This is a genomic window from Pseudomonas sp. H1_D04, from assembly GCF_054683855.1.
This window is the reverse complement of record NZ_CP162826.1, coordinates 2,084,030-2,097,258: the sequence shown is the minus strand read 5'-3', so window position 1 is coordinate 2,097,258 and position 13,229 is coordinate 2,084,030. Positions and strand designations below refer to the sequence as shown.

Here is a 13,229-nt window from a genome sequence, read left to right as displayed (position 1 = left end):
GCAGGAGAACGGCCATGAGCGCTGTGATCGATGACCATGGACACACCAGTGACCATGCCCACGGCCCCGCCAAGGGGTTGATGCGTTGGGTGCTGACCACCAACCACAAAGACATCGGCACGATGTACCTGTGGTTCGCCTTCACGATGTTCCTGCTGGGCGGTTCGTTCGCCATGGTGATCCGTGCCGAACTGTTCCAGCCCGGGTTGCAGATTGTCGAACCGGCATTTTTCAACCAGATGACCACTATGCATGGCCTGATCATGGTGTTCGGCGCGGTGATGCCGGCATTTGTCGGCCTGGCCAACTGGATGATCCCGCTGATGATCGGCGCGCCCGACATGGCCTTGCCGCGCATGAACAACTTCAGCTTCTGGCTGTTGCCAGCGGCTTTCCTGTTGCTGGTCTCGACGCTGTTCACCCCCGGCGGCGGACCGAACTTCGGCTGGACCTTCTACGCCCCGCTCTCCACCACCTACGCGCCGGAAAGCGTGACATTCTTCATTTTCGCCATCCACCTGATGGGCATCAGTTCGATTATGGGCGCGATCAACGTGGTCGCTACCATCCTCAACCTGCGCGCGCCGGGCATGACGTTGATGAAGATGCCGCTGTTCGTGTGGACCTGGCTGATTACCGCTTTCCTGCTGATTGCGGTGATGCCGGTGCTGGCTGGTTGCGTGACCATGATGCTGATGGACATTCACTTCGGCACGAGCTTCTTTAGTGCGGCTGGCGGTGGTGATCCGGTGCTGTTCCAGCACGTGTTCTGGTTCTTTGGTCATCCGGAGGTGTACATCATGATCCTGCCGGCCTTCGGCGCCGTCAGTTCGATCATTCCGACCTTCTCGCGCAAGCCGCTGTTCGGCTACACCTCAATGGTTTACGCCACGGCAAGCATCGCGTTCCTGTCGTTTATCGTGTGGGCGCACCATATGTTCGTGGTCGGTATCCCGCTGGTGGGCGAATTGTTCTTCATGTACGCCACGTTGCTGATCGCCGTGCCGACCGGGGTAAAGGTGTTCAACTGGGTCAGCACCATGTGGCAAGGCTCGCTGACGTTCGAGACGCCTATGTTGTTTGCGGTGGCCTTCGTGATCCTGTTCACCATCGGCGGCTTCTCCGGGTTGATGCTGGCGATTGCCCCGGCTGATTTCCAGTACCACGACACCTACTTTGTGGTGGCGCACTTCCATTACGTACTGGTGCCCGGCGCGATCTTTGGGATCTTCGCGTCGGCCTACTACTGGTTGCCGAAATGGACCGGCCACATGTACGACGAAACCCTGGGCAAGCTGCACTTCTGGCTGTCTTTCGTGGGCATGAACATGGCGTTCTTCCCGATGCACTTTGTGGGGCTGGCCGGTATGCCGCGTCGGGTGCCGGACTACAACCTGCAGTTCGCCGACTTCAACATGGTCTCGTCGATTGGCGCGTTTATGTTTGGCGCCACGCAGATCTTCTTTTTGTTCATCGTGATCAAGTGCATTCGAGGTGGCCCGCCGGCGCCGGCCAAACCGTGGGATGGCGCTGAAGGCCTGGAGTGGAGCATTCCTTCGCCTGCGCCGTACCACACGTTCACCACGCCGCCGGAGGTCAAATGAACCGGTTGCCACACAGCAACGGTGAGGGCGGCAAGCCCCCTCACGCATTGATCGCATTCGCTTCAGGGGTGTGTCATGGCTGAATCCCTGCCCCTCAAACGGTTGGTCACTCGCCTGCTGGTCATGGTCGTGGCGATGTTCGCCTTTGGTTTCGCCCTGGTGCCGATCTACGACGTGATGTGCAAGGCGTTTGGCATCAACGGCAAGACTGCCGGGCAGTATGAAGGCGAGCAGATCGTCGACCCGACGCGCCAGGTGCGGGTGCAGTTCCTGTCTACAAACGCCATCGACATGGTCTGGGACTTCTACGCCAAGGCGGACGAGGTGGTGGTCAACCCAGGCGCTGTGACCGAGATGCTGTTCGTGGCCCACAACCCCACTGACAAGCCGATGACCGCCCAGGCCGTGCCAAGTATTTCCCCGGCCGAAGCGGCAATGTACTTCCACAAGACCGAGTGTTTTTGCTTCACCCAGCAAGTGCTGCAGCCAGGCCAGCGTATCGAGATGCCCGTGCGTTTCATCGTCGATCGAGACATGCCCAAGGATGTGAAGCATTTGACCCTGGCGTACACGCTATTTGATATCACTGCGCGCCAACCGCCCGTGGCTTTGCATACCGGCGGCTAGCTACTGTTTGCCCCCTCAATCGGGAGAGTGAATACATGTCGAATCATGATACGTACTACGTACCGGCACAAAGCAAGTGGCCCATAATTGCCACGTTTGGCCTGCTGATCACCGTGTATGGCCTGGGCGTGTGGTTCAACGATCTCAAGGCCGCTCGCCCGGAATCCCACGGCCCGTGGATCTTTTTCGTTGGTGGGCTACTGCTGGCCTATATGTTGTTCGGCTGGTTCGGTGCGGTGATCAAAGAAAGCCGCGCGGGTTTGTACAGTCCGCAGATGGACCGCTCGTTTCGCTGGGGGATGAGCTGGTTCATCTTTTCCGAAGTGATGTTCTTCATCGCCTTCTTCGGTGCGCTGTTTTATGTGCGGCACATGTCCGCGCCCTGGCTGGCCGGTGAAGGCTCAAAGGGCGTCGCGCACATGCTGTGGCCGAATTTCGAATTTGCCTGGCCATTGCTCAACAACCCTGACCCGAAACTCTATCCCGCCCCCGAGGGCACCATCAGCCCGTGGGGCTTGCCGCTGGTCAACACCATCCTGCTGGTGAGCTCCAGCGTGACCATCACCATCGCCCACCATGCCTTGCGCAAGGGCCATCGTGGCGCGCTGAAAATCTGGTTGGCGCTTACCGTGCTGCTGGGCCTGGCGTTTCTCGGGTTCCAGGCCGAGGAATACATCCATGCCTATAAAGAGCTGGGCCTTACGCTGGGCTCCGGTGTGTATGGCGCGACGTTCTTTATGCTCACCGGATTCCACGGTGCCCACGTGACCATCGGCACGATCATTTTGTTTGTGATGCTGATGCGCATTCTGCGTGGCCACTTCAACGCCGAGCACCAGTTTGGTTTCGAGGCAGCCAGTTGGTATTGGCACTTTGTGGATGTGGTGTGGATCGGGCTGTTTTTCTTCGTCTACGTACTGTGAGGCGTCTTACCACGGCGCGTGAGAAACCAGCTGGCCGCTGAAAAATCCCCAGGTGATCAGCATGAGGGTGATCACGGCCAGTACGACACGCACGGTCAAGGCAGTGACGAGGCGGTTGGAGTTGCCTTCGTCCTTGACCAGAAAGAACAGGCCACTGAACAGGCTCACAACAGTCGCGATCAGCATCAGGGCAATGGCTGCTTTGAGCATGGTCTGGCTCCTGGATTTTGATGGGCATTGATGAAGAGCGGCGGGCAATGAAAACAAGTATAGCCAGCGCCATAAAACAGTTTCGCCCCGGTATTGCGCCGACATTGGTGGTGTTGGTGCTGCTGCCGTTGATGGTGGGATTGGGTTGCTGGCAGCTGTCGCGCGGGCATGAAAAGCAGCTGTTGCTCGACAGCTATGCCGAGCGCCGCGCGGCTGAGCCGATGAGCAGTGAACAACTCAATGACACGGCAGACCCGGCGTTTCGCCGTGTGCATCTGCGCGGTCAATTCGACGCCGACCATAGCGTCTTGCTCGACAATCGCATGCGCAATGGCAAGGCCGGTGTCGAGTTGCTGCAACCCTTCCACGATCAGGCCAGCGGCCTGTGGCTACTGCTCAATCGCGGCTGGCTGCCCTGGCCGGACCGCCGCACACCGCCCGCCTTCACCACACCAGAGCAGCCGTTGAATATTGACGCGTGGGTGTACGTCGCCCCTGGCGAAACCTTCCAACTGCATGCCGACCCCGCAGCCACGCAATGGCCGCGATTACTCACGGCGCTGCATCCCGCAGCGCTTTGGACAGAGTTGGGCCGCAGTGGCTTTGCCTACGAACTGCGCGCTGAAGCCGGCCCCGGTACCTACGAAACGACTTGGCCGGTGGTCGCCATGGGCCCGGAGAAACACCTGGCCTATGCCGTGCAGTGGTTCGCCATGGCGCTGGCGCTGCTGGTTCTTTACCTCTATCTCGGATCGCATAACAAGAAGGAGAAGCCCCATGGGAGCGGCCACGAATCCACTCAACATGTCTGACCTGCCCGATCGGCGCAAAGGCCGTTGGCAACTGCTGCTGATCCTGCTGATGGTGATCGGCCCGATGGTGCTGGCCACGTTTATGTACAAGCTGCAGTTCTGGGTGCCGGACAGCCGCAGTTATCACGGCGAGATGATCGGCAATGGCCAGACCCGCGCCGATATCGGCGTGCAGGCGGATGAACTGCGCTGGCAACTGCTGGTGACTGCGCCCGCCGCCTGCGCCGCCGATTGCCAGCAGTTGGTGTACCTCGCGCGGCAATTGCAGATCGGCCTGGGGCGCGATGCCTCGCGCGCCAGTCACGCGTTGGCCGGTGCGCAACCGGTCGGTGCCGATTACGAAGCCAAGCTGAAAGCCGAATACCCGCAATTGCAGCGCTATCAACTGGACCTTTCGACGTTTAACAAAAACGCTGCCGCGCCGGGCGATGCGCAGCTGTGGATCGTCGATCCCCACGGCAACCTGGTGCTGCGCTACGACGCCAAGGTCAAGGGCAAGGACCTGCTCAACGACCTGCGCCACCTGCTGAAATTGTCGAACATCGGATAAGGGCATCGTCATGGCCAAACCTGGATTTCGCCTCGCGTTGTTTGCCACCTTGCTGGCGCTGATCGTCGTGCTGCTCGGCGCCTATACCCGCCTGACTCACGCCGGCCTCGGTTGCCCGGACTGGCCGGGTTGTTATGGTTTTATCAGCGTGCCGCAAAGTGAAGCCCAGTTGGCCCATGCCGAATTGCATTTCCCCGACACGCCGGTGGAGGCCGACAAAGGCTGGGCCGAAATGACCCATCGCTACTTCGCTGGCACTCTGGGTCTTTTGATTGCGTTGTTGGCGGCGCGCTCTTGGAGTCATCGGCGTGACCTAGGCCAGCCGGTCAAGTTGCCGTTGTTTCTGCTGGCGGTGGTGTTTGCCCAGGCGGCGTTTGGGATGTGGACGGTGACCTTGAAGCTGTGGCCGCAGGTGGTGACAGGCCATCTGCTTGGCGGCTTTGCCACCTTGAGTCTGCTGTTTTTGCTGACCTTGCGCCTGTCCGGTGTACTGCCCGCGCTAATCGTGCCCAAGCGCCTGCAATATTGGGCGACGGCTGGTTTGGTGCTGGTGATCGGGCAGATTGCGCTCGGTGGTTGGGTCAGCTCCAATTACGCGGCCGTAGCCTGTGTCGACTTGCCCACCTGCCATGGACAGTGGTGGCCGGCGGCAGACTTTGCCAATGGCTTTCACCTGACCCAACACATCGGCCCAAATTATTTGGGCGGCCAGCTCGACAGCGAGGCGCGCACGGCCATTCACCTAACCCATCGTATCGGCGCAGTACTCGTGACCCTGGTCCTGCTCGGCCTGGCCTGGCAGCTGCGCGCGGTGGGCATGACGCGTCTGTCGGGCTTGTTGCTGATCGCCCTCGGCGTGCAAATCTGCCTGGGGTTGAGCAATGTGATGTTCGGCCTGCCGCTGGCGGTAGCGGTCGGGCATAACGCGGGCGGTGCCGGGTTGCTGCTGACCCTGGTGCTGGTCAATTACCACGCCCGCACCAGCCTGGTTCGGGTGCGCAATCAGTTGCCGTTCGGCTGGCGCTTCATCCCGCGCAAACACGTATCAGGCCTCATCACCCTTAAAGGAGAGATGCCATGGCGACCTTGATCGGCGCGCGTCACGATCAGGCGATCTGGCGTGACTATCTAGAGCTGACCAAGCCGAAAGTAGTGGTGCTGATGCTCATCACGTCCCTGGTGGGAATGTTCCTCGCCACCCGCGCGGGCGTGCCGTGGACGGTGCTGATTTTTGGCAACTTGGGCATTGCCCTGTGCGCGGGCGGTGCGGCGGCGGTCAACCATGTGGTGGATCGGCGGATCGATGCGGTGATGGCGCGCACTCACAAGCGGCCGCTGGCGGAGGGCCGCGTGTCGCCGATTGCGGCGCTGGCCTTTGCATTGTTTTTGGCTGTTGCAGGGCTGGGCCTGTTGCTGGCGTTCACCAATGCCCTGGCGGCGTGGCTGACCTTGGCCTCGCTGCTCGGCTACGCCGTGATCTACACCGGATTCCTAAAGCGCGCGACGCCGCAGAATATTGTCATCGGCGGGCTGGCTGGCGCTGCACCGCCGCTGTTGGGTTGGGTCGCCGTCACCGGTCACATCAGCGCTGAACCGCTGCTGCTGGTGCTGATCATCTTCGCTTGGACCCCGCCGCACTTTTGGGCCCTGGCCATCCACCGCAAAGAGGAATACGCCAAGGCCGACATCCCCATGCTGCCAGTGACCCACGGCGAGCACTACACCAAGGTGCATATCCTGCTCTACACCTTTGCCCTACTGGCGGTGAGCTTGATGCCCTACGTGATCCATATGAGCGGCCCACTGTACCTGGCGTGCGCGCTGGTATTGGGCGCACGCTTTCTGCAATGGGCCTGGGTGTTGTACCGTGGCGGTCGGCCGCACGCGGCGATCAACACCTTCAAGTACTCTATCTGGTACTTGTTCCTGCTGTTTATCGCCCTGCTCGTAGACCACTACCTACTGTTGAACCTATGACTCGAACTCAAAAAACCGTCTTCATCCTGGTGGCCATCGTCGCGTTGATCATGGGCCTGACCGTCAACAAAGTGCTTAGCGGAAAAGGCCAGGGCGACCCCACCGCGCTGATCGACGCCGGCATCATCCTGCTGCCGCAAAGCCGTCAGCTTCCGCCTGTGACCATGACAAATCAGGACGGCCAGCCGGTGGCGTTCAACGAGTTGAAGGGGAAGTGGAGCCTGTTGTTCTTCGGCTACACGTTCTGCCCGGATATCTGCCCGACCACCCTCGCCCAATTGCGCCAGATCAAAAGCGAACTGCCGAAAGAGGCTATGGATAAGTTGCAAGTGATCCTGGTCAGCGTCGACCCGCATCGCGATACGCCGACTCAGCTCAAGCAGTACTTGGGCTACTTCGATCCGCAATTTGTGGGCCTGACCGGCGCGAATGTGGAGGATGTGCAGAAGGTGTCGAATGCGGTGAGCATCCCGTTTATTCCGGCAGATACCAGCAAGCCGAACTACACCGTCGATCACAGCGGTAACCTGGCGCTCATCGGCCCGGATGGCACGCAGCGTGGGTTTATTCGTTCGCCGTTGAACAACCAGAAATTGGTGGCGCAGTTGCCGGGGTTGTTGCAGCGCAATTAGATGCACCCCAAAACAAATGTGGGAGGTGGCTTGCTCCCGATTGCTGAGTGCCTGTCACTGCATCTGGTGACTGACCCACTGCTATCGGGGGCAAGCCCCCTCCCACATTGTTTGATCTCTGGTGTATTGGAGATCGGGTAGATCAGAACGCCGGCTTGATCGCGCCTTTGTACTTCTCTTCGATGAATTGCTTCACTTCAGGCGTGTGCAGGGCAGCTACCAGCTTCTTCACTGCGTCCGAATCCTTGTTGTCTTCGCGGGTGACCAGGATGTTCACGTAAGGCGAGTCGCTGCCTTCGATCACCAATGCATCCTTGGACGGGTCCAGCTTGGCTTCCAAGGCGTAGTTGGTGTTGATCAACGCCAGGTCGACCTGGGTCAGCACGCGCGGCAGGGTGGCGGCTTCCAGTTCGCGGAACTTCAGGTTTTTCGGGTTTTCGGTGATGTCTTTGATGGTCGACAGGATGTTGGTCGAGTCCTTCAATTTGATCACGCCGGCTTTATCCAGCAGCAACAGCGCGCGGCCGCCGTTGGTGGCGTCGTTAGGGATCACGACGTTGGCACCGCTTGGCAGCTCGTCCAGCTTTTTGTACTTGCTGGAGTAGGCGCCCAGAGGCTCCAAATGCACCGCGCCGACGCTCACCAGGTGAGTGCCCTTGGCTTTGTTGAATTCATCCAGGTACGGCTGGTGCTGGAAGAAATTAGCGTCCAGGCGTTTTTCCGCTACCTGTACGTTGGGCTGTACGTAGTCGGTGAAGACTTTGACCTGCAGGTCCACGCCTTCTTTGGCGAGGGCAGGTTTCACGAATTCCAGGATTTCCGCGTGGGGTACCGGCGAAGCAGCGACCGTCAGGGTCTCGGCATGGGCGGAAAACGCGGCAACGGCGGCGAAAGCAACCAGTAGTTTTTTCATCCAACAAGCTCCTTGTTCGGGCATGTGCCGGCTTTTGGCCGGCAATGGCCGTTATTTTCGAGAAAAGTGCACCACCAGCCTGTCGCCGACGGTTTGCAGAATTTGCACCAGGATCAACAGCATCACCACGGTGACCACCATCACATCGGTCTGGAAACGCTGGTAACCGAAACGGATCGCCAGGTCGCCCAGGCCGCCAGCGCCGACCACACCGGCCATGGCCGTGTAGGACACCAGCGTAATCGCCGTCACCGTAATCGCCGCGAAGATGCCGGGGCGTGCTTCGGGCAACAGTGCATTGGTGATGATCTGGCGAGTGGTTGCGCCCATGGACTGGGTGGCTTCGATAATGCCGCGGTCCACTTCACGCAAGGCGGTTTCCACCAGACGCGCGAAGAATGGCGTGGCGCCCACCACCAGCGGCGGGATCGCACCGGCCACGCCCAGCGAGGTGCCGGTGATCAGTACGGTGAACGGGATCATCACAATCAGCAGGATGATGAACGGCAGCGAGCGCAGGATATTCACGATCAGCGACAGCAGCGCGTACAGGCCTTTTTGCTCGAACAGCTGGCGCGGGCTGGTCAGGAACAGCAGCACGCCCAACGGCAGGCCTAGTAGCACGGTAAAAAACAGCGAACCGAACAGCATGATCATGGTGTCGCCGGTGGCGAGCCAGATTTCGGACCAGTCGATATTGGCGAAGAAACTCAGGAAGATTTCCATTAGCGCAGCACCTCCATGTGGACGTCTGCGGCGGTGAAGCGGGCAAAGGCCGCTTCCATGTCACCGCCGGTGACCGCGAGGGTCAGTTGCCCATAAGGGATGTCTTTGATGCGGTCGATACGGCCGGCGAGGATGCTGTAGTCCACACCCGTTTCGCGGGCGACGGTGCCCAGCAGCGGCGCGTAGGTTGCGTCGCCCTGGAACGTCAGACGTACGATGCGGCCCGGTACGTGGGCGAAGTCATCACGCTGCTCGCCTTCGTCGACCTGTTCGGCTTCTTGTACAAAACGTTTGGTGGTCGGGTGCTTGGGATGCAGGAAAACGTCGGCTACCGAACCTTGCTCGACGATCACGCCGGCGTCCATCACGGCCACCTGGTCGCATACGCGGCGGATCACGTCCATTTCATGGGTGATCAGCACGATGGTCAGCTTCAGCTCGCGGTTGATCTCAGCCAACAGTTGCAGGACCGACGCGGTGGTCTGCGGGTCGAGGGCGCTGGTGGCTTCGTCGCACAGCAGGATCTTTGGCTTGGTCGCCAGGGCGCGGGCGATGCCGACGCGCTGCTTCTGGCCGCCGGACAATTGCGCGGGGTACTTTTTGGCGTGGTCCGACAAGCCGACGCGGGCGAGCAGTTCAGCCACGCGCAGGTCGATGTCTTTACGCGACAGTTCGCCGGCCAGGGTCAGTGGCAATGCCACGTTATCGGCGACGGTCTTGGACGCCAGCAGGTTGAAGTGCTGGAAGATCATCCCGACCTGCTGGCGGAAGCGGCGCAGGCCGTTGGCGTCCAGGGCGGTGACTTCTTCGCCGTCGACCGTGATCTGGCCGCCACTGGGCTCTTCCAGGCGGTTGATCAGGCGCAGCAAGGTGCTTTTACCCGCACCCGAGTGGCCGATCAGGCCAAACACCTGGCCGTTTTCGACGCGCAGACTGGTGGGGTGCAGTGCGGGGATATCCTTACCGGCAACGCGGTAAGTTTTATGGACGTTTTGAAACTCGATCACGTAGCGAACCTTGTGGGGCGCATTGAAAAGGGATCAGCGGTTAGCCGGGCGCGCATTTTAGCCTGTCCATCTAGTGTTTCTTAGCATTTATTTCGCATTCAACCTGCGATTTGGCAATAACGCGATCAAAGGTCATAAAAAAGGAACGGCCCAAAACCCCATCAGTCACTACTTAAGCAACTCGATTTCCCAGGTGCCGTGCCTGGGGTTTTGCTCAAACGAGCCGGGCACCGCTCTGGCCACTTTGAATAAGGAGTTTTGACTGATGAGTACCAAGAAGCCAGCCACACCGCCGAAGAGTGACCTTGCGGGCACCGATACCCTGGATCGTGGTAACACCAACGCCAAATTACACAGCCTGGAACAGTTTCGCTCAGACGCTACTGGCCAAGCCTTGCGCACCAACCAAGGTGTGAAGATTTCCGACAACCAGAACAGCTTGAAGGTCGGCGCGCGAGGGCCTTCGCTGCTGGAAGATTTCATCATGCGTGAAAAGATCACGCATTTTGACCATGAACGCATCCCCGAGCGCATCGTGCATGCCCGAGGTACGGGCGCCCATGGTTATTTCCAATCCTATGAGAACCATTCGGCGCTGACCAAGGCCGGCTTCCTACGCGACCCTGGGCACAAAACCTCGGTGTTCGTGCGTTTTTCCACCGTGCAAGGCCCGCGTGGTTCCGGCGATACGGTGCGTGACGTGCGTGGCTTTGCCGTGAAGTTCTTCACTGATGAAGGCAACTTCGACCTGGTGGGCAACAACATGCCAGTGTTCTTCATTCAGGACGCGATCAAATTTCCGGACTTTGTGCACGCGGTAAAACCTGAGCCGCACAACGAGATTCCTACCGGCGGCTCGGCGCACGACACCTTCTGGGATTTCGTCTCTCTGCAACCGGAGTCGGCACACATGGTGATCTGGTCCATGTCCGACCGGGCTATTCCTAAAAGCCTACGGAGCATGCAGGGTTTTGGCGTACATACGTTCCGCTTTATCAATGCCGAAGGCGTCTCCAATTTCGTTAAGTTTCACTGGCGCCCTACCGCCGGTACGTGTTCGTTGGTGTGGGACGAAGCACAAAAGCTCGCAGGTAAAGACACCGACTACCACCGTCGCGACCTGTGGGAGTCCATTGAAACCGGTGATTACCCTGAGTGGGAACTGGGCGTACAGGTAATCCCTGAAGACAAGGAACACGCCTTCGACTTCGACATTCTCGACCCGACGAAGCTGATTCCGGAGGAATTGGTGCCGATTACGCCGCTGGGCAAAATGGTGCTGAACCGCAATCCGGATAACTTCTTTGCTGAAGTTGAGCAGGTGGCGTTCTGCCCTGGGCATATCGTTCCGGGCATCGACTTCTCCAATGACCCACTGCTGCAGGGGCGCCTGTTTTCCTACACCGACACGCAGATCAGTCGCCTGGGCGGCCCGAACTTTCATGAGTTGCCGATCAATCGGCCGGTAGCGCCATTTCATAACGGCCAGCGCGATGCTATGCACCGCACGGTGATTGACAAGGGGCGTGCTGCCTACGAGCCCAATTCGATCGATGGCGGTTGGCCGAAAGAAACGCCACCTGCGGCGCAGGACGGTGGTTTCGAGTCGTACTACGAGCGTGTTGATGCCAATAAAGTGCGTGAGCGCAGTGAATCGTTCGGCGACCACTTCTCTCAGGCGCGCCTGTTTTTCCGCAGCATGAGCAAGCATGAGCAAGAGCACATTATCGCGGCGTACAGCTTTGAGCTGGGCAAGGTCGAGCGTGAGTTTATTCGTGCGCGGCAGGTCAACGAGATCCTGGCCAATATTGACCTGGAACTGGCCAAGCGCGTGGCGCAGAACCTCGGCCTGCCGGTACCGAAAAAAGGAACAGTGGAAGAGCGCGAGACCGCGTTGGCACGCTCGCCTGCTTTGAGCCAGGCGAACTTGCTGCCTGCGGATATCAAGACGCGCAAGGTGGCGATCTTGGCGGCGAATGGCGTGGACGGCGTGGCGATTGCGGCATTGAAGAAGGCCTTGGAAGCCGAGGGTGCGCACGCCAAATTGCTGGGTCCAACCTCGGCACCGGTCACCACGGCGGATGGCAAGAGCCTGCCGGTGGACGCGACGATGGAAGGATTGCCGTCCATTGCGTTTGATGCGGTCTTTGTGCCTGGCGGTAAAGAGTCAGTGAAGGCGTTGAGCGCGGATGGTGTGGCGTTGCACTACGTGCTGGAGGCTTACAAGCACTTGAAGGCTATTACCGTCGCCACTGATGCCAAGTCGCTGTTGGATCTGTTGAAGCTTGAGGTGGATGCGGGGCTGATCGTGGGGTCGGATGCGAAGGCGTTCAAAGCGTTCTTTGCCGCGATTGGGCAGCATCGGGTATGGGATCGTGAGCCTAAGGCCAAAGCGATTCCGGCTTAACTATTTGGGTGTCTGTTAGACCGCTATCGGGAGCAAGCCCCCTCCCACATTTTGAACTGTGAATACACTCAAAATGTGGGAGGGGGCTTGCTCCCGATGCGTTTATTGCGCCTTGCGCGGAATCAACACAACCTGCGCCGGGATGTGTTTCAGAATCTGCCTGTGAATCTTCAGCTCATACGCCGAATCAATGCGTTTCACCCGTTTGGTCAGCAGCGTAGCCAACCACGGGTAATCCTCGGTGCGTGGCGCCTGAATGCTCACGTCGCACTGGTAATTCACCACGTCGGTGGCAATCGCATCCAGTTGATGGCGCAATTCTTCGATATTGGTGAGGTTCAAGGCCACCGTGGTGCTGGGCGCCGCCGGGTCGATGACCTTGGCGGCGGGCTTGGCCTCGGCGGCCTTGAGCGCCTCTTCGGCTTTATCCAGTTCGACCTTGCGGGCGTGGGTAATAGCGCTGTTGACGCCGCCGGTCAGGGCTGGCGCCTTGGGCATCAGCGCGCGGGCGCGGCTCAGGGCGGTGGCGGCGGCGTTGACGTCACCTTTTTGCAGCACGATCTGGCTGCGCTGCAGGTAGGCTTCGGCCAATTGGCGCTGATAAGGCTCTAGTGTCGGGTCGTTAGGCGACTGGGCCTGCAACGCTGCCAACTGGTCTTCGGCAGTGGCAAGCTCGCTGCTGGCGAGGTTTTGCTCCAGCTGCGCGATGGCCGCAGCACGTGGGTCCGGAGCCTCGGGGGCGGCGGGCGGTGTGCTTTGGCAGGCGCCCAGCAGCAGGGAAAATGCGGCAAGGAGCAGATAACGGGAGGTGAACGGCTTCATTCCTGCGACTCTCTATTTG

General features: G+C 59.6%; 14 protein-coding genes. 9 read left to right on the top strand and 5 right to left on the bottom strand.

Annotated features, from left to right (window positions below):
- Nucleotides 1-14: 14 nt before the first annotated feature.
- The 3 genes from ctaD (at nt 15) to AB4N82_RS09545 (ending at nt 3,154) form a co-directional block, all read left to right on the top strand.
- Nucleotides 15-1,604 (top strand): cytochrome c oxidase subunit I, encoded by a 1,590-nt coding sequence (gene ctaD / locus AB4N82_RS09555; RefSeq protein WP_032885076.1) that lies wholly within the window; start codon nt 15-17, stop codon nt 1,602-1,604.
- Nucleotides 1,605-1,679: 75 nt separating this feature from the next.
- On the top strand, nt 1,680-2,231 hold the full coding sequence (locus AB4N82_RS09550; protein WP_032885075.1) for a cytochrome c oxidase assembly protein: 552 nt from the start codon (nt 1,680-1,682) through the stop codon (nt 2,229-2,231).
- Nucleotides 2,232-2,266: 35 nt separating this feature from the next.
- A complete protein-coding gene (locus tag AB4N82_RS09545) occupies nt 2,267-3,154 on the top strand; it encodes a cytochrome c oxidase subunit 3 (RefSeq protein WP_095185294.1) in 888 nt (295 codons plus the stop codon).
- A 6-nt stretch (nt 3,155-3,160) separates the two neighbouring features.
- Here the strand turns inward: AB4N82_RS09545 and AB4N82_RS09540 are convergent, their stop codons facing one another.
- Complete coding sequence (locus AB4N82_RS09540; RefSeq protein WP_032885073.1) at nt 3,161-3,364, bottom strand: twin transmembrane helix small protein; 204 nt, start codon at nt 3,362-3,364, stop codon at nt 3,161-3,163.
- A gap of 47 nt (nt 3,365-3,411) precedes the next feature.
- Between AB4N82_RS09540 and AB4N82_RS09535 the strand changes: the two genes are divergently transcribed.
- The 5 genes from AB4N82_RS09535 to AB4N82_RS09515 are packed head-to-tail and all read left to right on the top strand — an operon-like array spanning nt 3,412 to nt 7,335.
- Nucleotides 3,412-4,176: an SURF1 family protein gene (locus AB4N82_RS09535; RefSeq protein WP_095185321.1), complete on the top strand. Its 765-nt coding sequence runs from the start codon at nt 3,412-3,414 to the stop codon at nt 4,174-4,176.
- Nucleotides 4,142-4,726 (top strand): hypothetical protein, encoded by a 585-nt coding sequence (locus AB4N82_RS09530; protein ID WP_099601830.1) that lies wholly within the window; start codon nt 4,142-4,144, stop codon nt 4,724-4,726. Before AB4N82_RS09535 ends, AB4N82_RS09530 begins: the two co-directional genes overlap by 35 nt.
- A gap of 10 nt (nt 4,727-4,736) precedes the next feature.
- Nucleotides 4,737-5,816 carry a COX15/CtaA family protein gene (locus AB4N82_RS09525; RefSeq protein WP_122764034.1) on the top strand — a complete coding sequence of 360 codons (1,080 nt, stop codon included), beginning with the start codon at nt 4,737-4,739 and terminating at the stop codon, nt 5,814-5,816.
- Nucleotides 5,804-6,703, top strand: coding sequence for a heme o synthase (gene cyoE / locus AB4N82_RS09520; protein WP_099601831.1), 900 nt, complete (start codon nt 5,804-5,806; stop codon nt 6,701-6,703). The genes AB4N82_RS09525 and cyoE overlap by 13 nt, the downstream gene beginning before the upstream one ends.
- The gene (locus AB4N82_RS09515; RefSeq protein WP_122764035.1) at nt 6,700-7,335 is read left to right on the top strand and encodes an SCO family protein; all 636 of its coding nucleotides are present in this window, start codon (nt 6,700-6,702) and stop codon (nt 7,333-7,335) included. The genes cyoE and AB4N82_RS09515 overlap by 4 nt, the downstream gene beginning before the upstream one ends.
- Nucleotides 7,336-7,477: 142 nt before the next feature.
- Here AB4N82_RS09515 and AB4N82_RS09510 read toward each other — a convergent pair whose 3' ends face one another.
- Genes AB4N82_RS09510 through AB4N82_RS09500 form a run of 3 tightly spaced genes read right to left on the bottom strand, consistent with a single transcriptional unit; the run spans nt 7,478 to nt 9,981 of the window.
- Nucleotides 7,478-8,248 (bottom strand): MetQ/NlpA family ABC transporter substrate-binding protein, encoded by a 771-nt coding sequence (locus AB4N82_RS09510; protein WP_032885066.1) that lies wholly within the window; start codon nt 8,246-8,248, stop codon nt 7,478-7,480.
- 51 nt (nt 8,249-8,299) lie between these two features.
- Nucleotides 8,300-8,974 carry a methionine ABC transporter permease gene (locus tag AB4N82_RS09505; RefSeq protein ID WP_032885064.1) on the bottom strand — a complete coding sequence of 225 codons (675 nt, stop codon included), beginning with the start codon at nt 8,972-8,974 and terminating at the stop codon, nt 8,300-8,302.
- Nucleotides 8,974-9,981, bottom strand: coding sequence for a methionine ABC transporter ATP-binding protein (locus AB4N82_RS09500; RefSeq protein WP_032885062.1), 1,008 nt, complete (start codon nt 9,979-9,981; stop codon nt 8,974-8,976). The genes AB4N82_RS09505 and AB4N82_RS09500 overlap by 1 nt, the downstream gene beginning before the upstream one ends.
- 265 nt (nt 9,982-10,246) lie before the next feature.
- On the opposite strand from AB4N82_RS09500, the gene katE reads away from it, so the two are divergent.
- Nucleotides 10,247-12,388 carry a catalase HPII gene (gene katE / locus AB4N82_RS09495; protein WP_460104853.1) on the top strand — a complete coding sequence of 714 codons (2,142 nt, stop codon included), beginning with the start codon at nt 10,247-10,249 and terminating at the stop codon, nt 12,386-12,388.
- A 102-nt stretch (nt 12,389-12,490) separates the two neighbouring features.
- On the opposite strand, the gene AB4N82_RS09490 is transcribed toward katE, so the two are convergent.
- Nucleotides 12,491-13,210 (bottom strand): PA5502 family lipoprotein, encoded by a 720-nt coding sequence (locus AB4N82_RS09490; protein ID WP_032885060.1) that lies wholly within the window; start codon nt 13,208-13,210, stop codon nt 12,491-12,493.
- Nucleotides 13,211-13,229: the final 19 nt, after the last annotated feature.

Coding starts and splice junctions, on each gene's coding strand:
- AB4N82_RS09525 (WP_122764034.1), top strand. CDS start 4,737: ATGGCCAAACCTGGATTTCGCCTCGCGTTGTTTGCCACCTTGCTGGCG.
- AB4N82_RS09515 (WP_122764035.1), top strand. CDS start 6,700: ATGACTCGAACTCAAAAAACCGTCTTCATCCTGGTGGCCATCGTCGCG.
- AB4N82_RS09535 (WP_095185321.1), top strand. CDS start 3,412: ATGAAAACAAGTATAGCCAGCGCCATAAAACAGTTTCGCCCCGGTATT.
- AB4N82_RS09490 (WP_032885060.1), bottom strand. CDS start 13,210: ATGAAGCCGTTCACCTCCCGTTATCTGCTCCTTGCCGCATTTTCCCTG.
- katE (WP_460104853.1), top strand. CDS start 10,247: ATGAGTACCAAGAAGCCAGCCACACCGCCGAAGAGTGACCTTGCGGGC.
- AB4N82_RS09540 (WP_032885073.1), bottom strand. CDS start 3,364: ATGCTCAAAGCAGCCATTGCCCTGATGCTGATCGCGACTGTTGTGAGC.
- AB4N82_RS09530 (WP_099601830.1), top strand. CDS start 4,142: ATGGGAGCGGCCACGAATCCACTCAACATGTCTGACCTGCCCGATCGG.
- ctaD (WP_032885076.1), top strand. CDS start 15: ATGAGCGCTGTGATCGATGACCATGGACACACCAGTGACCATGCCCAC.
- AB4N82_RS09505 (WP_032885064.1), bottom strand. CDS start 8,974: ATGGAAATCTTCCTGAGTTTCTTCGCCAATATCGACTGGTCCGAAATC.
- cyoE (WP_099601831.1), top strand. CDS start 5,804: ATGGCGACCTTGATCGGCGCGCGTCACGATCAGGCGATCTGGCGTGAC.
- AB4N82_RS09550 (WP_032885075.1), top strand. CDS start 1,680: ATGGCTGAATCCCTGCCCCTCAAACGGTTGGTCACTCGCCTGCTGGTC.
- AB4N82_RS09545 (WP_095185294.1), top strand. CDS start 2,267: ATGTCGAATCATGATACGTACTACGTACCGGCACAAAGCAAGTGGCCC.
- AB4N82_RS09510 (WP_032885066.1), bottom strand. CDS start 8,248: ATGAAAAAACTACTGGTTGCTTTCGCCGCCGTTGCCGCGTTTTCCGCC.